This is a genomic window from Fibrobacter sp. UWB12, from assembly GCF_900142485.1.
Lineage (GTDB): Bacteria > Fibrobacterota > Fibrobacteria > Fibrobacterales > Fibrobacteraceae > Fibrobacter.
Genome location: NZ_FRAZ01000002.1, coordinates 312,376 through 332,502 on the forward strand (window position 1 = coordinate 312,376; position 20,127 = coordinate 332,502).

Genomic DNA, 20,127 nt, shown 5'->3' on the forward strand with positions numbered 1-20,127 from the left:
AAGCCCCTCGGAGTAGAGGGGCTTTAGTTGAGCTACCAGGATTCGAACCTAGACAAACAGAGTCAGAATCTGTTGTGCTACCGTTACACCATAGCTCATCAGTGCGCACCAATTTTAGAAAATAATTTTCAATCTTGCAAGGGGTTTTTGAAAATTATTTCTCAGTTTTTAAAGTAGGCGGCTCAAACGTCATCCATTGCTGATCAAGCGTATCACCCTTGGGCAACTGCACATGTGTAATCGTCACGATAGAATCCAAATCGAGTTTTGCATCCCTAAGCGTCTTGACAACCTTAGGATCGCCCGAATAAAGGACCAAGTCATGGCCACCGGCCGGAAGATTATCGATCTTAAACATATTGCAAGTCACATCTCTCACAAAATGGGACGTGCCCTTAAGACCCACAACCACGCTATTCACACTATTCACTTTGCAGTTATCAGACTGAATCGAATTCTGGTCAGGTTGATTTTCTTCGGACTGAGTCGAATCTACCATAGCATTGACAGCAAGCATCACGCCGCTGACCAAAACAGAAGCCTTGGTAAGTTCGACAGTATCCACCAAAAGAGTATCCTTCAAATCCTTGAGTTCCGAAGCATGCACATAGCGGCTAAGCCCAGCCAAAGCAACTTTGCCTTCGTTATCAAGCAAACGATATTCCATGCGAAGACTGTCATACGGAACAGACTTCGGAACTTGCAAGAACCAACGGCCAGATTCATCCGTTACAGTCTGCATTACAAAGCGAGTGGAATCACCTTCGACAAATTCAAAGCCGTAAAGGTCTGTAATCATCTGCACCTGAACATTCGAGCACAGACTATCTTTTTTGCACGTCACGACGCCCGACAAGTAGGCCGGCTTCTTTTCTTTCTTCTTCTGTTCTTCAAGTTTTATCAAGGAATCGACTTCCATCGTCGGACTCCAGATAAACGGCCCCTTCGAAATTGTATCGCCAGACTTGACTTCGCCGTCAATATTCCATGTACGATAAATTAACGAATCGGCAACACCAGAATCAGCAAGGCGAGCTACAATCTGCGGATCGCCCGGGCAGAACCCAAGCCACCATTCACCAGCAGGAATGAGCATCGAGAAAGAATCCCCGGCAAACACGCTCTGCGAGAACGGTGTTCCCGGCATATAGACCTTAAAGTGAGACCCGACCGCCATTGACGGTTCGTCCATATCTTCGTAGTAGAGAACACTACTGAACACAGCAGCCTTTTCAAGCTGAATGCTATCCGGCTTGCCAGAATTTTTCGTTGCACGAGGCTTATACGAAATTTCCTTGTATTCAGCATCAACAACAGCCAACTGGAATGTATCGGCGAACACAGAATCAAACGAGAACACGCCCTGCGAGTCCGTAACCGTTTCAATATATTCCGCTTCTACAAGAGAATCACCAACAGCAGGTTCACGAGCAACGCGAACCATGGCAGCAACAGCGCGCGAACCATCAGTACGAGTTACCACACCACCAAGTGCAATAGTATTACCCGTATCCGTTACAGTACCAGCCACACCACTATTATCGCTTGTGCAAGCAAGCATGCCAGCACAAACCGCCACAAGCAGTCCAATGTATGACTTAATCAATTTCATCGACACCCTCCTCTACGTCCGCTTCCGGAGGCAGAGCCACCTTTTCCTTGCTCAGCGGGAAGAACTGGATGTTCAATTCGCAGACCATAGATTCGCCCTCATCAGAGCGAACGATATCCACAATCTCCTTGCGGAACAAATCAATCTTGCTGATGATTCGTTCCAAGCCCTGCGCCGAGACACTCATCGTCATACAAGATACATTTCTACGTTCCGTACTGTAGTGATCTAGCGCATCTTTTCCCAAATCAATCATCTGCTTTTGGAACTGATGAACAAAAAGCGGGGCGATTTCACTGCCATTCGTAATTGCCTTGTTTACGGAATGGTAGAATCCATCTTCACCGAGCTCTATAAGTCCCAAATTGAGAAGGAGCTGGATAGTCTGTTTTGCCTGTGGGAGAGATATTTTCGGATTCAAGAAAAGCGCAAGTTCCTGGATGTTCTTGTCGTTAATCTTTAATACGGCAAGAGCTTCGCGCGCTACAACATAGTACCACTTACTGTAGTATTCCTGCTGGTTCTTGGTCAAGTTCTTGATGGTACGCGGCAAGAGCGCGGACATCTGATCGAAGATCTGCTGCTTCGAAGACGCCGTCGTAGCATGCGTAAAGTCCACCATCAAAGCAAAGTAACGTCCCTCTCTTTCGTTAAGCCCGAGAGCTTCGATAAACTTCGGGATCATTTGTTGTGTGAGAGACTTTCGACCACGAATCAAATCCAGGTAAAGACCGGACGAGGAATACCCAGCCTTCTTTGCAAAAGACCGGTACGAGAAATACCTCTGCACGGACTTACGGTACTCGTAGTAGTCCTGAAGGTACTTTCGATAATTGTAGTAGGCATATACGTTCATCAAAAGGAAATCTAATTTTTTTTGAGATTTTTGGGAACACCTGTTTTTGAAAATATCCTGTAAAAAAGCCCTATTCTTTTCTAAATTCGACAAAAAAGAACACTTCGAGAACACTTTTTGTTTTTCAGGTGATACGCTTTCAAAAAAAATTGCTTAATTTAAAGGAACACCCAATCCCATCCCTCGGACTTCCGGTTGTACTCCACCGGAAGTCCTTTTGCGTAATGGGCCAAAGGCCCGTTACGCCAAACACTACGGCTCGGAAATGAGTCCGCAAGCGGCCCCGCTTCTCTCGCCTTACGTGTTTGTGTTTTTTAATCAATATTGCTGACTTAAGTATAATCACGCAAGCTTGGCCGCGACTCTCGACATATGCATTTGCACTTCGTGCAACACCTTACGGCTCGGATATAGGATTGCAAGCAATCCTGCATCACTCGCCTTTCAGGTGTTTGTGTATTTTGGCCCACTCCTTCCACTTTCACTTCTCTCGGCTTATTCGTTTGCTCGTTGTAAGTCTATGAGCGTTTTTGTTTTACGTGTTTGTGCGTTCTCAATTTTCGTCATGTCGAGCGCAACGAGACATGACGGCAATCACAAATTCCCAACTCCTAATTCCAACTTCTTAATTCTTCTACCACAATCTTTTCTAAATTCACACACAACCAATAATTAACAGCTATTAACTAATCCATGAAAATAAAAGATTTCGCATTGGGTACACTCAGCCGCATTTTACGTTACGCAGGAATTCTTCTCCTTATATATATCAGCATGGTATTTTACCTTGCACTAACCGAGCGCCGTAACGCCTTCCCCCGCGCCATTACACATAACGAAGCACGTACCGCCATTGCAGATAAGGCAAAGAATATCAATTGCACTCTTGACGACGGCACGGTTCTTGAAGGTTTTGTTGTTGGAAACGAACAGAATAACGTTTTCCTCTACTACCCCGATGCCGACGAAGACGCCGCCCAGTTCCTCGCCGAACTCGACAGCCTACCGGGATTCGCAGCAGCCACGTTCAACTACCGCGGAAGCGGTGAAAACAAAGGCACTCCGTCACAAGAGACTTTTGAATCCGACGCTCAAATGATTTACGAATGCGCCTCTCAAATAAACGGCAAAGCTCCCAAAGTCGTTGCAGGGCGTGGCACAGGCGCCATTTTGGCATCTAAATTCGTCAAAAGTACCGAAACAACTCTTCTCATCGACCCAGTGTTGAGTATTGCCGTTGCGATTTCTGATAAATACCGTATTCTTTACCCTAAATTTCTCATCCGAGCTAACGTAGAAATCCATGTAAACGATATTTCTGACGCACAAAACGTAGTAATTCTCTCGGATAGAGCCCGATTTAAAGAACGAACAAATACAGTCAAAAGCCTATTAAAAAGCGCCAAAGAGGCCGTTCGCGCCACGGAAACCCTATCAGAAAGCATTTCAAACGTGATATTACGCAAATAAAGAAAATTTTTTTTCATTTGTTGCAACATTTTACATTTTTATTATTATTTTTTATACAACAAATGTTATTGGTTACGAAAAAGCTATTTTTATCCTTTGTACATGCTTTTTTTGTGAGAATCTTTGACATTTGGACAATAAATTGTTATTTTATCGTCAATCAAACAAACAAAAGAGGTGTAAATGGAAAACGTAATCGTAAAAATGGATGTCCGTGGTTTCATCAGATTCCCGGAAGAAGCAGTCAAGGCTCTCAAGCTCGACAAGCTCGCCACTCAGACTAAGACGGATGACGGCCGTACAGTCGATGTTGGTCCTTATGTAGACGTCGAAGTCGACCCGGTCGGCAAGCGCGTTGCAATCACGCCGATCAAGACCCCGAAGTCAACTTCTTTCCGTTTCATTAACGGAATCATCGGCTCCAAGTCCAAATTCCTTTACTTCAAGGGCGCATTCAATGCTATCGGTCTTCCGGTTGCAACTGGTGCATACACTCTCGTCAAGGAAGGCAACAAGTATGTCTTCACTGCAAAGGGTGCAAAGAAGAAAGGCGAATGGACGACTCTCGCATGCCGTAACGCTGTGGGCAACAAGACCATGCTTTCCATTGATACCCGTGGTACCATCATTTTTGACCACAACACCAAGAATGCTCTGAATACCAAGGAAAACAAGACCATGGTCGCCGAATACGATGCGTCCAAGAAGACCTTTAAGCTGACCTTCAGCAAGAACAAGGGCTTTATCAACGTCCGTACCATTGCAAGCCATGCAAATGCATCCTTCATGGGCACGCTTTCTTCTCATGGTATCGCACTTCCGCTCAAGAGCTTCCGTACTGAAAGCCAGGTCGACAAGAATGTTCTCACATTCAGCGTCGCAGCTCTCGTCGCTCAGCAGAAGGCAGCCAAGAAGAAGTAATTCTTCACAAGTTCTAGAGGTTCGATAAAATGATTGATGTCTTCAAAGTATTTTATCCGACTCATTACAACTTCGCAGCAATCAGTATATTACTAGTACTCCTATTAATATACCTGCTGTCGAAGAAGAACTTCAAGTGGAGTATTATTACCCTAGTCCTGCTGTTGGCATTCAACATCGCTATTTACAAGCGAACTGCCGACAGATCATGGACCATAACCATTGAACCGGAAAAATCGTCCGACCCTTACTACACCCCGCAAGTCCAAAAAATGACTTTCTCGGCAAAGAAGGACTGGACAATCACCGATGAAAAAGGCGAAGTCCATCACTGGTGTTGGGTAGAAGAATATTGGCAGGAATTCGCAAGCACCGATATTATCGCAAAACTTTGGGGCGAAAAATCCAAGAAAAAGTTGGTCAAAGCCACCGAAAGTCGAGCAAGCGGTCCTGTTGAATAAACTTAAGCACTCCGCTTAAAGCGAAACCAATTTCAATCCGCCATTCTCCAAGCAGAGGATGGCGGGCTTTTTTATAAAGTCTCCGGGAGAAGCCACCACACCATTAGGCGTGTTCCAGATGCCCGAAATATGATGGTGACCATGAATACAGAAATCGCAGTGTTCCTTTTTAAGCATGCGGTCTCCCCATTCCAGGTATTCTTCAATCTTTATCAAACGGCTTTCGCCGTATTTACGGCTGTTACGCCCAACAAAACGAGCTAGAGCCATTCCCCAGTCTGGATGGATTTGCTTAAAGAGGAACCGATTGAACGGGAAGTCCAATACTTTGCGCAAAAAACGATAGCCACGATCGGACTTGGGAACTCCGTCACCATGAGTAGCAAAAATTCGCTTGCCCTGAATTTCAAGAATAACAGATTTATGGACTTGTACCCCTAGAGTCTTCGGGAAAAAATCACCATAGGCAAAATCATGGTTACCCTGCAACAAATGAACTTCTACACCCGATTCAACCAATTCGGCAAAAGCTCGATACAAATTGAAATGCGCTGACGCTACATAATAATTGTACTCGTACCAGAATTCAAAAAGGTCACCAACCACAACGACGTGACTAGCCTTGCCTTTCCACGAGGAAAGAAGCTCTATTAATTTTTGTTCCCTGTTTGGGACTGCTCCCGGTGGCTCGATTCCCAAATGCGCGTCACTAATAAAATAAGCAGGCAATTCCATAGTAATAATCTAAATAAAATCAAAGCAAGTCGTTTTTTTATATCTTTAACACATGCGCTCCATCGTCAAATTTTTGAGTTTTGCACTTATTTTTTCTGCAATTCTTTCTGGATGCTCCATGAAACTCACGCAAGGAGACCTTGAAGGGATTCCGCTAACCGAGGAAAAATTCAGTTTCTTCGGTAACATTCCTTTTTTGTACGGTAATGATTCATTGGAGCTTTCACAAGATTTATTGAGAGCCTACACAAAAGCCGTCAGTGAAACCGATTTCCCGCGAGAATCCTGCCGTGGAGAAGCAACCATCAAAGCAACGGTCAAACAAAATAAACCGAATTCCGCATGGAATCTTGGCGTGTTAATTCCGCTATGGCCCATTCTTCCCGTTGATGAATCCTGGACGTACGCTCTTTCGGCTCGAATCTTCTGCAACGGCACTCTCGTTCGCCACGTAGAATTCATTGAGCAGCAAGACATTAACGCTATTTTATATGGGCGACTCCGCACCGATCTCGTAAACAAGGCATCGCAAGAAATGCACCGCAAACTCGTTCAACGCCTGACATTCGAACTGAACGCCAACAGGCTCACAGATTTGAATAGCGCAAGCGACTATTAGCACTTAGTTATTAGTCATTGGTCTTTGGTTATAAATCTCTAGTTTAAAAAATGAAGCCCATATGCAATTATAAAACTAATAACTAATGACTAACGACCATTGACAAATTCTAATTACTATCTTTCGTCTATAGTCAATAGGGCAAAGCCCGTTCTTTCGTCTTAATCTAGTATGTCATACACTTTATACATCGTAGCTACTCCCATCGGGAACATGGAAGATATCACCTACCGCGCCGTGCGCATTCTTAAGGAAGTTCCCCTCGTCCTTGCCGAAGACACCCGTCATTCAAGAATTCTCTTTGATAATTACGGCATTACGACACCCATGGAAGCCTACCACGACTTCAACAAAGAAAAAGTCACGCCAAAGTATATCGAATATCTCAAGAACACTGGCGACATCGCTCTCGTAAGCGATGCAGGAACGCCCGGAGTTGCAGACCCGGCATTCAACCTTGTTCGTGAATGTGTGCGCGAAGGAATTGACGTACGTGCAATTCCCGGCCCGTGCGCCATGATTACCGCCCTCGTTTCTTGCGGCATGCCGACCGACCACTTTACGTTCCAGTATTTTTCGCCCAAGAAAAGCGCCCAGCGTATTCACTTGCTCGAAAAATTGAAAGACGAAGAAGCGACGCAGATTTTCTACGCGAGCCCGCACAACATCGACAAGTTCGTCGAAGAAATCAAGCTTGTTTTCGGTGATATCAAGATCGCACTCATGCGTGAACTTACGAAGAAATTCGAGGAACACCTCATCGGAACACCGACTGAAATTTCGGCACACTTCAAGGCTCATCCACCCAAAGGTGAATTCGTACTCGTGTTCAATCCCCAAGATAAAAGTGGATTGTAATTCGAGAAAGGCGATCCCGTGCCAAGCACGGGATGACATGCACCAACGACTACCGACTAACGACTAATGACTACCGAGCAGTTACTAAATAAACTCAAAAACATTCCGCGAGCGTACAAGATTTACGTTGCAATTCTTGTCGCCATAGAATTTGTATTGTTCTTGCTACGTCCGGATACGCCGGGACTTTACACGCAGCTTCCGCAACTTTTACCTATCGTTGCGGCTCTCCCGTTCTTATTCATAAAGACCGCACGCAAACCGTTTGCGCGGTTCATGAACACTTACGGAATTATTGTTTTTGCATTCCTTGCATTAGACTATCTCACACGCAGTCACGCCGGGCTTTTCCAGATTGTAGCCACATTCATTCCCATGGCTCTTTACTGGTTTGCTCTTTTCGTGCGTTGGAACATAAAGCTATTTAAGCAAAAAGATGCACGCATTGCGCTTGCTCTAGCAACGCTTTCCTGGGGTTTTATCGCATTCGCATTCCCGCCTCTCCCGCTGGGTCCAGCAATACTCATCTTGCTTGTGCCATGGTTCATTATTTTGAACAAATTCAATCGTGAGACCGCAGTCTTTGCGACATTCTGGGCTAGCATGGTTTATAACACCATTAACTATTACTGGATTCGCAACGTGATGAACGTCGAAACAGCGCCCTCCGGACTCATATTTTTAGGACTCATCCTTCTTATTGCTTATCTCAGCCTATTCAACGTTCTTGCTTCGTTTGTCTATTCTACAGCCAAGAATTTAAAGATCAAAGGCAAAGCGTACCTGCTTATCCTCTTCCCTATTTTCTACGCATCCATCGAAATGCACCGCACCACCGGAGATTTCGCTTTCCCGTGGAATCACTTGGGATACACATTCGGAAATCATCTTGAATTGCTACAAGCCTTGTCGATTATCGGCATTTTCGGTTACACCATTCTTATTGTAGCATCAAACCAAATTGTCGCTTACGCGTTTATGCAGAAAAGCAAAAAACGCTTTGCACTCTTCGCAGTGCCGTTCATCATTTTCTTTGCGCTCCTGATTCACGGAAGCTGCGTACTTTCAGCTCCAGAGGCAGCCCCGTTCTACAATGCAGATTCACAAGAAAATCCGTCCATTGCCATGGTGCAGCCAAGTATTGCCCAAGGAGCCAAATGGAGCAAGCCCCGCTTTGACTCCATCGTCACCAAGACTTTCAACATGGCCATGGACAGCACCACCTCCGATGTGGACATGATTCTCCTTGCCGAAACCGCTGTACCGGACCACATCCGTCGACAACCGCTAGTCATCAGGCGTTTGCACCAAATGGCCGACATGAGAAACGCAAGCATTCTCACTGGTGCTCTTGACTACAAACGAGTTTCCGATGACATCAACAACCCGCGCCGTTTCGACATCTACAACGCATCATTCCTCTTTACGCCAGGCGACAATCAGTTCCCGCAACGTTATATCAAAAAGCACCTCGTTCCATTTAGCGAACGCATTCCTTTCGATGACGTGTTCCCCATCCTGAATTACGTGGATCTCGGCGAAGGCGATTTTGTTCCGGGAAAAGAAACTCCCGTTTACGGTCCCTACAACTGGACACCCTACATCTGTTACGATGCAATTTTCGGAGACCTCATTCGCGAAGCAATCAGTGCTGGGTCACGACTCATGGTGAATATCACAAACGACGGCTGGTTCGGCCGGAGCACGGCTCCATTCCAACACTTGAACATTGTACGCCACCAAGCCATCACCTACGGTTATCCGGTTGCACGCCTTGCCAACAGCGGAGTTTCAGCATTTATCGACCAATACGGCCATTACGACCAGAACACCAATATTTTTGAAACCCGCGTCATACAAAGAAAAATGCCCCTCAAGACAAGGAGCACATTCTATACATCTGTGGGAGAAACTTTCGAAAAAGCACTGCTCTGGTTCTTTGCAATTTACCTTGTAGCGTTGTTTGCATTATCAAGAATTCAGAAAAAAAATTAAATGAGTTATTAGTAGTTGGTCATCAGTCAATAGTTTAAAGCTTAGCACCGTTGGTGCGATTATAAAACCAGTGACCATTGACCAATGACTAAGGACTTCTCAAAGCAATAGCATCGGAGGCCAGTGGCCGGCTTTAGGACGTTCCTTGAATTCCGCTTTCGGCAAAAATTCCTTTAGTTTCAAAGTCCATTCAGGCTGAACGGTCGCATCCAGTCGCCCGTAAACCACTTGAATGTTTTCGCTATTCGGAATCACGGACTCTACGCGATGCGAAGCAAGGTACATCAGCCCTTTCGACAAGGACTCTGCATCGTACTTTTTAGCCTCGGTAAACCAGTCGTCTTGCCAGTCGCCAAAATCGTCCTCGAACAGTTCCATGAACGCCTTGAGCGCAGGCTCCGTAGTCGTTTCAAGCTGGTGTGCCATAAAATGCAAGTTCGGCACAGTCCAATTGCCAATTTCATCACAAAAATCGGCATACGGCGAAAGCAAAATCCACTTTTGGTCTTTTTGCGGGCCCGCTCCCGAACAAAGGAGCGACAAAGCACCAAGACCCCAAGCAACAACGGTAGAAGCAGTCTTGAACTCCGGAATATCCTCCGGATTCTCTAAAAATCCAGCCAGTTGACCATATGGCACATAAACGTGGCTCGCAGAAGGAGCAACGTCCATAAGATCATCTTCCCAAATACCAAGATTCGAGGCCCAATCAGGCAGCCAGATCCATTTTTCTCTCATTTTCAACCTCCCTGATGAGAAGTTTAAACCTAACACACTCCAAACTACAATTCTTTGTTTAAAAATAATGTAGCCTCAAGGATATATATATCCAATTTTCTCTTTGATAGCAACTCTTAAAAAAAGTATTTTACAATTCGTATTATTTGTTTACTTCTGAACACAAAACATTGTATATTATCTGTATAAAAAATGTATGAAACCTTTAAAGAGATATTTGTAATATGAGACACTTGATTCCTTCTCTCTGCTTAGCTCTTCTTCTGGCCGAAACAGCCTGTTCCGCGCCGCATGCCGCAAAGCGCAATGATTCCGACAATCGTCAAAAAGCCGCCGCCACTCGTCAAAGAGCCGAAAGCGCCTACAACGAACTCGATGGGTTCGGAACCTCGGCTACCACAACGGTTCAATCAACCGCTAACAACACGGCTACGGCATTCAATACAAGCGCCACAACGAAAGTTGCAGCCGCAAAGGACGAAGCGACAGAGACTTACGCTAATGCAAGCGCCATGCAGGATATCGGTCAACCGGTTATCATGGTCTCCCCGAACTTGACTCTCAGGGACGGAGTTCCGGACGTTTCTTCCGAAAGCCCATACTCCCGTACCACGTCAGAGGCAATCAATGGTTACCTCACCAAGAAAAACTACGAAGTCAAGTCCGTCGATGCGCAAGCTGACTTGAGCAGCATCCTCCAGATGCAGAGCGACATCGCTAATACAGAAGATGACTTGTCTTACCTTGCGAGCGTTGCCTTGGACGCAGACATTTATATCAAGTACACCCCGGAAGTGACGAATGACGAAGTCTCCGTTGAAGTTTCTGCTTACGAAACATCGACCGCACGCCTCCTCGGTTCGCAGTCCGCCGTAGTCCGCAACAACGGCCATACCTCCAAGATCAACATCAATTCTAACATTGGCGCCGCAGTCCGCAAGGCAATGCCTGGGCTCGAACAGAAGATTCTTGGTTACTGGAAGATGGACCTCGCCAAAGGCACCCAGTACAAGGTCGTCGTGAACATCAAGGGTGAATATTCCGACAGCCAGACTGAAGACTTGCACGATGCCATCATGAAGGGCCTCAAGAGCAACTTCAACTCCGTGAAAGTCAATGTCATGACCGCAAAGACCTTGGACTTCGTCATCTACGCAAATCCCTTAAAGTACAGGGATTCTCAGGAAGTTTACGCGAAGATTCGCCAAATTTTCAAGCCGATTGCCGAAACCAAGAAAAACAACATCACTCGTAAGCTGATTTTGATGGAGCTGAACTAGTAATGAATATCAAAACCCTTATCCTTTGCGCCTGTATTGCTGTAGTCCCAGCCTTGGCAGGGAAAATCGTCACCTACACCGCCACCTCCACTGTTTCGCAAGAAGATGCAAACAACTCGGCTATGGCGGGTGTCGCAAAGCAGATCAAGTCCCAAGTTTCCGCCACTCAAACACTTACCAAATATGAAGATATCAATGATGGAAAGAGCGTCCTTGGCGAAACATACAGGTCCAAAAGCAATGTGAAAAGCAACGTTGTCCTCAAAGGGGTCAAAGTTGTTCCTGTAAAAGTGGATAAGGGATTTAAGGCAACAGCAACTCTCGACATGGACGAGTTCACCGCAAGCCTCCAGTTCCGCTTGAAGACTTTGCAGCAAGACATCACCAAGCTCGAAAAGTCTGCGCGCAAGGCAATCGATTCTCGTACTTACGCTAATGCAGCGTCTGACTTGGAAAAAGCCCAAGACGAAGTCAACGAATATAACTTCTATTTGCAGCAGCTCGCCGATGTCTACCCGCTCAACGATAGCCACCGCTTGGAGCATACGCTCCCAGAAATCGAAAAGATTTTGGTCGAAAGACTTTCAAACTTGACTATTTCAACGACAACCGAACCGAAATTTGAACTGACCAAAGCCGAGATGCCCTCTTGGAACGTCATCGTCAAGGATTCCATCGGTCCAGTGCCGAACTTTCCGCTCATCGCACGCCAGAGCAAGACTCTTTCGGAACGCCGCACTCAGAAGAACGGCATCGCCACCTTCAAACTGCGCAACGTGAACTTCGAAAAAGGTCCGTACGTAATTACCGTCGAACCGAACCTTTCTCTTGAACTCTTGAAAAAGACTGGTTTGAGAAATGCTCTCGAAGTTCCTTACAGCGTAAAAATTTCCCGTTGCGAAATCAAACTTGCATGCGATTTGGCATCAAATGCTTGCAGCGCTCTCGAAAACGCACTTTCCAAGAAGTCGATCTTTGTAACGGATGACGAAGAATCAACCGCCCCCGAACTGAGCGTTGAAATTGAAAATACATTCAGAGGCAGGCTCGGATTTATTTCGTCCTTCGATTTCACCATTGCCATCAAGGGTGACATGATCAACTTCTTTACGACAGGTAAAGGCGTTGGAAAGAATGAAGCCGCAGCAACAATCAGCGCCATCAAGAAGACGGACTTCGCACCGCTCCAGAAGCAGTTGAAGCCTCTTTGCAAATAATTGATGGAATCCTCGATGCCAACTGCACAAAATAATCAGCAAGCCACAAATACAGAAACATCTTCTGAAAGTAGCTTGCTAGAACAAGTTGGTGATGCAGTAGTTGATAAAGCTGCTGAAGTTGCAATGGAAGGAGTTGGCAAAGCACACTTTCACGTGGTCACAAAACCAATAGAAGCAATTTTAGATAATTTATAAATGTTATCTTTGCAAAGCCGCTACGAGGCGGCTTTTTTCTATGCCAAAAAGAATTTTATCGATACTGTTCATTCTGTTGCTCGCAATCCCAGTTGCGGCAGGTTTTAAGGTGAACAAGGCGGGGCTTCCCAAGCGCCCGCAGAATAGCTATGTGCTTGATGAAGACCGTTTGCTCACAAAGCAAGAAGTGCAATTTGTAAACGAGCTCGCCGAACAGCTTTACAAAAAAGCTGGAGTCGGACTTGCGGTCGCGCTCGTTCATGACATCGGCTTTGCGGACTTTAGAGATTACGCATTGAACATTGCCGAAAGCTGGGGCGTTGGCGGCAAATCAAACGAAGGCGTCCTGATTTTTGCGGCGATGAAGCAACACAAGCGAAGCGTTGAAGTCGGCTATGGAGCCGAAGGTTACTTGCCTGACGTGCTCGTAGAACGACTCCAGCAAAAGACAATTGTGCCTGCATTCAGAATCGAAAAATACGGCCAAGGCGTGATGCAGCTCGCATGGGAAATTGCGCAAGTCGTCGCCAAGGAAAAAGGCATTTCGCTTGAGGTCGACACAGACCAGTTACCGCAAGAAGAAGAAAACAGCCCATTTGGACTCGTTCTCGTGATTTTCGTGATTCTGTTCCTGCTCGCCTCGAAGAATGGCGGCGGACGCGGCAACGGATGCCTCTGGTTCTTGCTAGGGAATGCACTTGGCAACAGCAGTCGCGGCCACCACCGCGGCGGTTTCAGCGGTGGATTTGGCGGAGGCCGAGGCGGCTTTGGAGGCGGTTTCGGCGGTGGATTTGGTGGAGGTCACTTTGGCGGTGGCGGCTCCGGCGGAGGATGGTAAACTATGAAAAAGATTTTAAGCATAGCAGAATTTCAAAATTCAGAATGGCCAAAGCTCTTTCAAGAAGCGCTCGGCGACAATCTCATTTCGGCGTTCGTTCACGGCGACTGCCTTATGGAAGGGTTTTCTGCGCTGGAATCCACGTGGACCGTCAGCTTTATTCTAAAGTCCAATTCCGTCGAAGACTTGCTTCCGTTGCAAAAGCTCACAGCAAAAGCAAAACGCGAAAATATCGTGTTCAACCACGTGTTCAGCCGTTTTGAAATCAAGTCTTCGCAGGACGTGTTCCCGCTGGAATTTTTGCATATCAAGAGCCGAAATGTGACGATCTGTGGCGAGACGCCGCTTGCAGACTTCAGCCCGAACCTCGCGGAACTGCGAATCGAATGCGAACGCGAACTGCGCGGACTGCTCGTGCATTTACGCCAATTTTTTCTTTACCTCAAGGAATACCGCAATCCGCACGAGATTTACGTACGTTCAACAATAACGCTCCTTCCCTTGCTTTACGGGGTCTATTACCTTGCAACAGGCAATTATCCCGAAAATCACGAACAAGTTTACGAAATGTTCCCGGGCGTGCGTATCCCTAATATGACCAATGACAACAACGTGATTGTGTCAAACATCAACAAGTACATCGAAGCCGTGACTGCAATCGTCAATCAAGTCGATGCGATGAAAGTTTAACGAGATGGCGGATCAATCGAGCTTCCGTTTCCAAATTGGCTCGTCAGTAATAGACTGCCGAGCTTTTAAAGAATCATCAATATTATAACTTCTTAGTCTCCCAATTACACTCATTGTTGGTACAGACTTTCGTCTCCGTTTCTTTTTATATTGGCCATCATCGCGACTAACAGGTTTATCAAGGACGGATGTCTTAAATCCGTCTTTATAGGTTTCTTCCTCTATCAGTTCTCCGTTTTCATTCCATTTTTTCCATACACCAATGGGCTTGTCAAACTCATAGTATTCTTCAGCCTTTAAACGTCCATTTTCAAACCACGTTTTTCTAACGCCGTCGAGCTTTCCATCGTTATAATATTCTTCTTCAGCAATTTTTCCATCTTCAAACCACTTTTTCCGAGCGCCTTCTAAATGACCATCTTTATAATAAAATAAGGATTTCAATTTTCCATTTTTATACCATCTTTTCCATACTCCATGAGCTCTGTCTAATACATAATTATCTTCCCATTGCATTTTGCCGTTATCATACCACCATTTCCAAGTTCCATAACGTTTACCATCTTTGTAAATGACCTTCGATTTCAGGCGACCATTTCTATGCCATTCTGTCCAGGTACCTTCATACTCGCCATTCTTATAGAACCGTTCTTCTTTCAATTGTCCATTTTCGTGCCACGCTTTCCAAGCTCCATCAAATTTCCCTAACTTATACGAAACCATTTCTTTCAATTTGCCATCTTGATACCATTTTTTTCTGACACCATCTATTATACCAGATACATAAAAAGATTCTTCCTGCAATTGTCCATTCCAATACCAAGATTTCCAAGTCCCTTCTTTTTTATCAGACTTGTACATTCCTTCGTGTGACAAAAGACCATTTATATGCCAATTTCTTGACACACCTTCTTTTTGACCCAATCTGTAACTATATTCCCCAAACACTCGCCCAGTGTTATGCCAAATTTTCCAGATGCCATCAATTTTTCCTGACTTATAAAACTTTTCAGATCGCAATTGACCATCATCAAACCAACGTTTACTAGACCCATCTCGCACTCCGTTCTTATAATGTTCTTCTGATTCTATTTTTCCATTCGCATACCATTCTCTACTTACGCCATCTCGAATAAATTCATCTTTACAATCCGAAATTCGACGACAATTCTGAATCCAGTAACTATACATTTTACCTTTATAAAATTCTTCTTTCGACAATTGTCCATTGCTATGCCACCATCTCCAAACACTATCCCGCATACCATCATAATAAAAGCCTTCAAATGCTAGTAGTCCATTTTCGTGCCACTTTTTCCAAGCACCTTCTGGTTTGTCATTTTTATAAAAACCCATCTCATTTACTTCTCCACCCCAATAATAAGAGATGTATTTGCCCTCTTTGATATTTTTGCAATATGTTGTAACGGATTTTAATACTCCATTACCGTGATATTCTTTGCGTTCTTCTTTGTCACAAGCAGCAAGGAGCAAAACAGAAGCAAAAAGCAGCGTGAATAAGACGACATTTCTCAGTTTCATAATCAAACTCGTTTATTGCAAAATATCATTTATTTAGAAAAAACATTACTTGAAGGAATATGATATTCCCTAAAAAACTCTCCATTTTCAAGCCAACGCTTCTCAATACAATCCTCTTGACAATTATTGTAGTTTATTTCTGTTGCTACGATTCCATTTTTGTACCATGAACGCCATAAGCCAGTAAACAAACCTTTTTTAAATTCCTGTTTTTCAGACAGCCTTCCATTATCATACCATTCTTTGTAAACTCCATCAAGTTTACCTTCTTTATAATATTCTTTTATCCATATTTTACCATTTTCATACCATTCCTTCCTAACACCATCAAGCAACCCAGCTTTATAGTTTTCTTCCACTTTCAATTGACCATTTTCGTACCAAGTTTTCCAAACGCCATTTTTATTCCCTTCTTTGTAGCTCTCGATATTTTTCAATTTCCCGTTTTCGAACCATTCCTCCCAAAAACCATCTTCAAAATCATCTTTGTAATATTTTACACTTCGTATTTTCCCGTTTTCATACCATTCCCTACATTTTCCAGTTTTCTTACCTAATTTATATGAACATTCCGATTGTAAACGACCATTTTCGAGCCATTCTCTCCAAACACCATTTTTCCATCCATCCTTGTAGCTCTCGATATTTTTCAATTTCCCGTTCTCGAACCATTCCTTCCAAGAGCCTTCTTCCAAACCCTCTTTGTAATATTGTACACTTCGTATTTTCCCATTTTCATGCCATTCCTGGCATTTTCCGTCTTGTTTGCCTAATTTATATGAACATTCCGATTGCAAACGACCATTTTCATGCCATGATTTCCAAAGACTATCACGTCCATCTTTGTAATATCTTTCTCTTCGTAATTTTCCATCATCATACCATTCTTTTCGAATAGCATTCCGAATAGACGTAGCACCATTTTTCCACCCTTTTTTGATGTTCTCAATATTTTTCCATTTCCAGTTTTCAAACCATTCCTTAAAAAATCCTTCTTCACTAAAAGACTCTGCAAGTAACTTACGAGATCCATATTCTTCAACACAAGTGCGCCATTTTCCATCATCAAACCCTTTAGATGATACTATTTCTTCTTGCAGATTACCATTTACATACCAACATTTATAAGTAAATATTTTACCATCTTTATAATCAAGAACCTCTTTTAATTGTCCATTCATATACCATATTTTCACAACGCATTTTTCCTCATTTTCAGTTTTATAACGCCATTCCTTCAATTGTCCATTTTCATACCATTCTTTTTCAAAACAAACTTTATCATAATCGGCTTTATATTTGCAAAAACATGCGTCACAAACACCAGCTTCGTATTTCACTTCAGTTTTCTGTTGACCGTTTTCAAACCATTCTTTCCAAGAGCCATCTTCCAAATTCTCTTTGTAATATTTTACACTACGTAATTTTCCTTTTTCATACCAAGTTTTCCATTCTCCATCTACTTGACCCGATTTATAATTTACTTCTTCTGCGATTTTTCCATTTTCGCGATATGTATTCCAAGCCCCATCTTTCTCGTCATTTTTATATTGCCCCTTTTTCCATACTTTTCCATCCTCGTAATACGAGATGTATTTGCCATCTTTTACACTATCGCGATATGTCGTAATGGATTTTAACGGTCCGCTATTGTAATATTCTTTGCGTTCTTCTTTGTCGCAAGCGGCGAGGAAGAAAAGGATAAAGGAAAAGAGGAATGTAAAGCGAATGAAGGTCTTTAAGTTCATAAAAATAATCATTTATTGTAAATTACATTATTCATTATAGATATGGTGGATTAGATCCTTCAGGACTTTTCTGATACGATAAGGGTCCCAGTCCCTTCGACGGAGTTTATCCTGAGCTTGTCGAATGGGCTCAGGATGACGATGTTTAGGTATTCCGATTTCTTCCCATTTTTTCCAGGCTTGTTCATTTGATTTGTAAGGAACTTCTCTTGTCAGATTCCCATTTTCATCCCATTCTTTCCAGATGCCGACGGGTTCGTCTAATGTATATGCGCCTTCAAACGCCAACTTGCCATTTTTATGGTACACTTTCCATACACCATTCTTTCTGTCTTTATCATAAGAACCTTCATACCATAATTGACCATTTTCATACAACGCTTTCCATTCCCAAACATTAAGCAACACCCATCGCTTTTCTATTTTCAATTCTCCACTTTCATACCATTCCTTCCATACACCAACTTCAGAGCCTTTTTTGTAAAAACCTTCATATCGTAATTGTCCATTTGCATACCAACCATTCCATTTTCCATCTTTCTTGTCTGTTTTACACTTCAAGCGGTCCAAACGACATTCATGCCATTCGTAATTTCGGTACTTTTTATCGTAGAGTTTATAAGCACCTTCTTCTGCCAATTGGCCATTTTCATGCCACCATTTCCAAATGCCATCGCGCTTACCGCCCTTATAATTTCCTTCACTTGCCAACCGTCCATTTTCATGCCACCATTTCCATAAGCCATCGCGCTTACCGCCCTTATAATCCCCTTCAGCAGCCAATCGTCCACTTTCATGCCATAATTTCCAAATTCCTTCTCGTTTATCAGATTCGAAAAGACCTTTCCATTTCAATTTACCGCTTTCAAAAAATTCTTTCCGTACACATCCATCCATACCCAATCTGCATTCTTCCTCAGCAATCAATTTTCCATTTTCATCCCACTTTTTCCAATTACAGACCTTACCTTCATCTTTGCATTTTCTGATTTCTTCCAATTTACCATTTTCATTCCACCATTTCCCAACGCCAACTTCGTGACCCGCTTTATAATATTCAACAGCTTTTAACTTTCCGTTTTTATACCATGTTTTTCGGGGGCCATCAAGTTCTCCGGCTTTATAATTTTTTTCTTCATACAATCGACCTTCATCATCCCATTCTTTATAAATGCCGTCCGGTTCATCATCTTTAAAAGTTTCGTATTCCTTCAATTTTTCATTTTCACCCCACCATTTCGAATAGCCATCAAGTTTTCCATTTTTATAATTTCTTTCTTCTATCAACAAGCCATCATTATTCCACTCTTTCTGAACGCCATTCAACTTACCAGCCTTATAATTTTCCAATTTTTTCAATTTACCATTTTCTTGCCATTCTTTCCATGAACCTTCTTCCAAGCCATTTTTATAAAAACGAACCGATTTCAATTTGCCACTTTCATACCATTCTTTCCAAGAGCCTTTTTCCATGCCTGATTTATAAAAACGGATTGATTTCAATTGTCCATTGGAAAACCATTCTCTCCAAGTGCTATCTTCTTTTCCCTCCTTATAAAAAGTTTCTACTTTCAACGATCCATCTCTATACCACAATTTGTATGTTCCATCCAATTTATCAGATTTATAAATTTGCTCTGAACGCAATTGTCCGTTTTCATACCATGTTTTCCATACGCCATCCCTCTTGCTTTCTTTGTAATACTCTTCGGATTTCAATTGACCATTTTCATACCATTTTTTTTCAAAGCCATTTCCAACAAAAAAAGTATCACAAATATTCCGCAAAGTCCATTTATCACGCCCCAGCACCGTTCGGCAACGTTCATCCCATCCACCTGAGGACTCTTTTTCTTCTATTAGATTACCTTTTTCATCAAAGTATTTATAGGAAAATAATTTTCCACCTTTATAAAATTTCTCCTCTTTTATTTGGCCATTTTCATGCCACCATTTCCATACGCCTTCAGGCAGCCCCCCTTTGTATTTTCCTTCCAATCGATTTTTTCTATACCATGATTTTATAAAACATGTTTCATCTTCTAGAGCGTTGCAATTTTGCTCCGTTATCAACGATCCATGTTTTGACCATTCCTTCCAAGCGCCATCTTTTTTACCATCTTTATATTGTCCTTCTTCTTCCTTGTTTCCATTCTCATAAAACGAGATGTATTTGCCGTCTTTTACACTATCGCGATATGTCGTGATGGATTTAAGCGTTCCACTATCGTAATATTCTTTGCGCTCCTCGGAGCCATTGTCACAAGCGACGTCTTTGTCGCAGGCGATGAAGAGGAAAAGTAAAGCAAGAAGTAAGGTGAATAAGGTAATTTTTCGAAGTTTCATAAT

Annotated in this window: 18 protein-coding genes and 1 tRNA gene; 11 read left to right on the forward strand and 8 right to left on the reverse strand. The window is 43.4% G+C overall.

The window, feature by feature from the left end; all coding sequences use genetic code 11:
- Nucleotides 1-27: 27 nt before the first annotated feature.
- The 3 genes from BUA34_RS03825 to BUA34_RS03835 form a co-directional block, all read right to left on the reverse strand.
- Nucleotides 28-98, reverse strand: a tRNA-Gln gene (locus BUA34_RS03825).
- Between the two features lie 56 nt (nt 99-154).
- Nucleotides 155-1,612, reverse strand: coding sequence for a hypothetical protein (locus tag BUA34_RS03830; protein ID WP_072827414.1), 1,458 nt, complete (start codon nt 1,610-1,612; stop codon nt 155-157).
- Complete coding sequence (locus tag BUA34_RS03835; RefSeq protein WP_072827415.1) at nt 1,599-2,468, reverse strand: TIGR02147 family protein; 870 nt, start codon at nt 2,466-2,468, stop codon at nt 1,599-1,601. The genes BUA34_RS03830 and BUA34_RS03835 overlap by 14 nt, the downstream gene beginning before the upstream one ends.
- A gap of 693 nt (nt 2,469-3,161) precedes the next feature.
- Here BUA34_RS03835 and BUA34_RS03840 point away from each other — a divergent pair.
- The 3 genes from BUA34_RS03840 to BUA34_RS03850 all read left to right on the forward strand — a co-directional run bounded on the left by BUA34_RS03840 (nt 3,162) and on the right by BUA34_RS03850 (nt 5,320).
- A complete protein-coding gene (locus BUA34_RS03840) occupies nt 3,162-3,938 on the forward strand; it encodes an alpha/beta hydrolase (RefSeq protein WP_072827416.1) in 777 nt (258 codons plus the stop codon).
- Between the two features lie 183 nt (nt 3,939-4,121).
- Nucleotides 4,122-4,859, forward strand: a complete 738-nt coding sequence (locus BUA34_RS03845) for a hypothetical protein (protein ID WP_072827417.1) — start codon at nt 4,122-4,124, stop codon at nt 4,857-4,859.
- A 29-nt stretch (nt 4,860-4,888) separates the two neighbouring features.
- Nucleotides 4,889-5,320, forward strand: coding sequence for a hypothetical protein (locus tag BUA34_RS03850; protein ID WP_072827418.1), 432 nt, complete (start codon nt 4,889-4,891; stop codon nt 5,318-5,320).
- Nucleotides 5,321-5,335: 15 nt separating this feature from the next.
- On the opposite strand, the gene BUA34_RS03855 is transcribed toward BUA34_RS03850, so the two are convergent.
- Nucleotides 5,336-6,055, reverse strand: coding sequence for a UDP-2,3-diacylglucosamine diphosphatase (locus BUA34_RS03855; RefSeq protein WP_072827419.1), 720 nt, complete (start codon nt 6,053-6,055; stop codon nt 5,336-5,338).
- Nucleotides 6,056-6,173: 118 nt separating this feature from the next.
- Between BUA34_RS03855 and BUA34_RS03860 the strand changes: the two genes are divergently transcribed.
- The 3 genes from BUA34_RS03860 to lnt all read left to right on the forward strand — a co-directional run bounded on the left by BUA34_RS03860 (nt 6,174) and on the right by lnt (nt 9,527).
- A complete protein-coding gene (locus BUA34_RS03860) occupies nt 6,174-6,674 on the forward strand; it encodes a hypothetical protein (RefSeq protein ID WP_254794312.1) in 501 nt (166 codons plus the stop codon).
- A 171-nt stretch (nt 6,675-6,845) separates the two neighbouring features.
- A complete protein-coding gene (gene rsmI, locus BUA34_RS03865) occupies nt 6,846-7,532 on the forward strand; it encodes a 16S rRNA (cytidine(1402)-2'-O)-methyltransferase (RefSeq protein WP_072827421.1) in 687 nt (228 codons plus the stop codon).
- 66 nt (nt 7,533-7,598) lie between these two features.
- Entirely contained in the window at nt 7,599-9,527 is a 1,929-nt protein-coding gene (gene lnt, locus BUA34_RS03870; RefSeq protein ID WP_254794313.1) for an apolipoprotein N-acyltransferase, read from the forward strand.
- Between the two features lie 99 nt (nt 9,528-9,626).
- Here the strand turns inward: lnt and BUA34_RS03875 are convergent, their stop codons facing one another.
- Complete coding sequence (locus tag BUA34_RS03875) at nt 9,627-10,265, reverse strand: alpha/beta fold hydrolase (protein WP_072827422.1); 639 nt, start codon at nt 10,263-10,265, stop codon at nt 9,627-9,629.
- Between the two features lie 224 nt (nt 10,266-10,489).
- On the opposite strand from BUA34_RS03875, the gene BUA34_RS03880 reads away from it, so the two are divergent.
- From BUA34_RS03880 to BUA34_RS03900, 5 genes are read left to right on the forward strand one after another with little or no spacing between them, the layout of a single operon-like run.
- Nucleotides 10,490-11,545 (forward strand): hypothetical protein, encoded by a 1,056-nt coding sequence (locus BUA34_RS03880; protein ID WP_072827423.1) that lies wholly within the window; start codon nt 10,490-10,492, stop codon nt 11,543-11,545.
- Nucleotides 11,546-11,547: 2 nt separating this feature from the next.
- Complete coding sequence (locus tag BUA34_RS03885; RefSeq protein ID WP_072827424.1) at nt 11,548-12,762, forward strand: hypothetical protein; 1,215 nt, start codon at nt 11,548-11,550, stop codon at nt 12,760-12,762.
- Between the two features lie 15 nt (nt 12,763-12,777).
- Entirely contained in the window at nt 12,778-12,960 is a 183-nt protein-coding gene (locus tag BUA34_RS03890; RefSeq protein ID WP_072827425.1) for a hypothetical protein, read from the forward strand.
- Nucleotides 12,961-13,000: 40 nt separating this feature from the next.
- Nucleotides 13,001-13,798: a TPM domain-containing protein gene (locus tag BUA34_RS03895; protein WP_072827426.1), complete on the forward strand. Its 798-nt coding sequence runs from the start codon at nt 13,001-13,003 to the stop codon at nt 13,796-13,798.
- A gap of 3 nt (nt 13,799-13,801) precedes the next feature.
- A complete protein-coding gene (locus BUA34_RS03900) occupies nt 13,802-14,488 on the forward strand; it encodes a hypothetical protein (protein ID WP_072827427.1) in 687 nt (228 codons plus the stop codon).
- Nucleotides 14,489-14,500: 12 nt separating this feature from the next.
- On the opposite strand, the gene BUA34_RS03905 is transcribed toward BUA34_RS03900, so the two are convergent.
- Genes BUA34_RS03905 through BUA34_RS03915 form a run of 3 tightly spaced genes read right to left on the reverse strand, consistent with a single transcriptional unit; the run spans nt 14,501 to nt 20,124 of the window.
- Nucleotides 14,501-16,030, reverse strand: a complete 1,530-nt coding sequence (locus tag BUA34_RS03905; protein WP_072827428.1) for a toxin-antitoxin system YwqK family antitoxin — start codon at nt 16,028-16,030, stop codon at nt 14,501-14,503.
- A gap of 29 nt (nt 16,031-16,059) precedes the next feature.
- Entirely contained in the window at nt 16,060-17,778 is a 1,719-nt protein-coding gene (locus tag BUA34_RS03910) for a toxin-antitoxin system YwqK family antitoxin (protein WP_175545417.1), read from the reverse strand.
- Between the two features lie 27 nt (nt 17,779-17,805).
- The gene (locus tag BUA34_RS03915; protein ID WP_072827430.1) at nt 17,806-20,124 is read right to left on the reverse strand and encodes a toxin-antitoxin system YwqK family antitoxin; all 2,319 of its coding nucleotides are present in this window, start codon (nt 20,122-20,124) and stop codon (nt 17,806-17,808) included.
- Nucleotides 20,125-20,127 lie beyond the last annotated feature (3 nt).

Bases quoted from the DNA above. Each gene is read 5' to 3' on its own strand.
- BUA34_RS03830 (WP_072827414.1), bottom strand. From the start codon at position 1,612: ATGAAATTGATTAAGTCATACATTGGACTGCTTGTGGCGGTTTGTGCT.
- BUA34_RS03835 (WP_072827415.1), bottom strand. From the start codon at position 2,468: ATGAACGTATATGCCTACTACAATTATCGAAAGTACCTTCAGGACTAC.
- BUA34_RS03840 (WP_072827416.1), top strand. From the start codon at position 3,162: ATGAAAATAAAAGATTTCGCATTGGGTACACTCAGCCGCATTTTACGT.
- BUA34_RS03845 (WP_072827417.1), top strand. From the start codon at position 4,122: ATGGAAAACGTAATCGTAAAAATGGATGTCCGTGGTTTCATCAGATTC.
- BUA34_RS03850 (WP_072827418.1), top strand. From the start codon at position 4,889: ATGATTGATGTCTTCAAAGTATTTTATCCGACTCATTACAACTTCGCA.
- BUA34_RS03855 (WP_072827419.1), bottom strand. From the start codon at position 6,055: ATGGAATTGCCTGCTTATTTTATTAGTGACGCGCATTTGGGAATCGAG.
- BUA34_RS03860 (WP_254794312.1), top strand. From the start codon at position 6,174: ATGAAACTCACGCAAGGAGACCTTGAAGGGATTCCGCTAACCGAGGAA.
- rsmI (WP_072827421.1), top strand. From the start codon at position 6,846: ATGTCATACACTTTATACATCGTAGCTACTCCCATCGGGAACATGGAA.
- lnt (WP_254794313.1), top strand. From the start codon at position 7,599: ATGACTACCGAGCAGTTACTAAATAAACTCAAAAACATTCCGCGAGCG.
- BUA34_RS03875 (WP_072827422.1), bottom strand. From the start codon at position 10,265: ATGAGAGAAAAATGGATCTGGCTGCCTGATTGGGCCTCGAATCTTGGT.
- BUA34_RS03880 (WP_072827423.1), top strand. From the start codon at position 10,490: ATGAGACACTTGATTCCTTCTCTCTGCTTAGCTCTTCTTCTGGCCGAA.
- BUA34_RS03885 (WP_072827424.1), top strand. From the start codon at position 11,548: ATGAATATCAAAACCCTTATCCTTTGCGCCTGTATTGCTGTAGTCCCA.
- BUA34_RS03890 (WP_072827425.1), top strand. From the start codon at position 12,778: ATGCCAACTGCACAAAATAATCAGCAAGCCACAAATACAGAAACATCT.
- BUA34_RS03895 (WP_072827426.1), top strand. From the start codon at position 13,001: ATGCCAAAAAGAATTTTATCGATACTGTTCATTCTGTTGCTCGCAATC.
- BUA34_RS03900 (WP_072827427.1), top strand. From the start codon at position 13,802: ATGAAAAAGATTTTAAGCATAGCAGAATTTCAAAATTCAGAATGGCCA.
- BUA34_RS03905 (WP_072827428.1), bottom strand. From the start codon at position 16,030: ATGAAACTGAGAAATGTCGTCTTATTCACGCTGCTTTTTGCTTCTGTT.
- BUA34_RS03910 (WP_175545417.1), bottom strand. From the start codon at position 17,778: ATGAACTTAAAGACCTTCATTCGCTTTACATTCCTCTTTTCCTTTATC.
- BUA34_RS03915 (WP_072827430.1), bottom strand. From the start codon at position 20,124: ATGAAACTTCGAAAAATTACCTTATTCACCTTACTTCTTGCTTTACTT.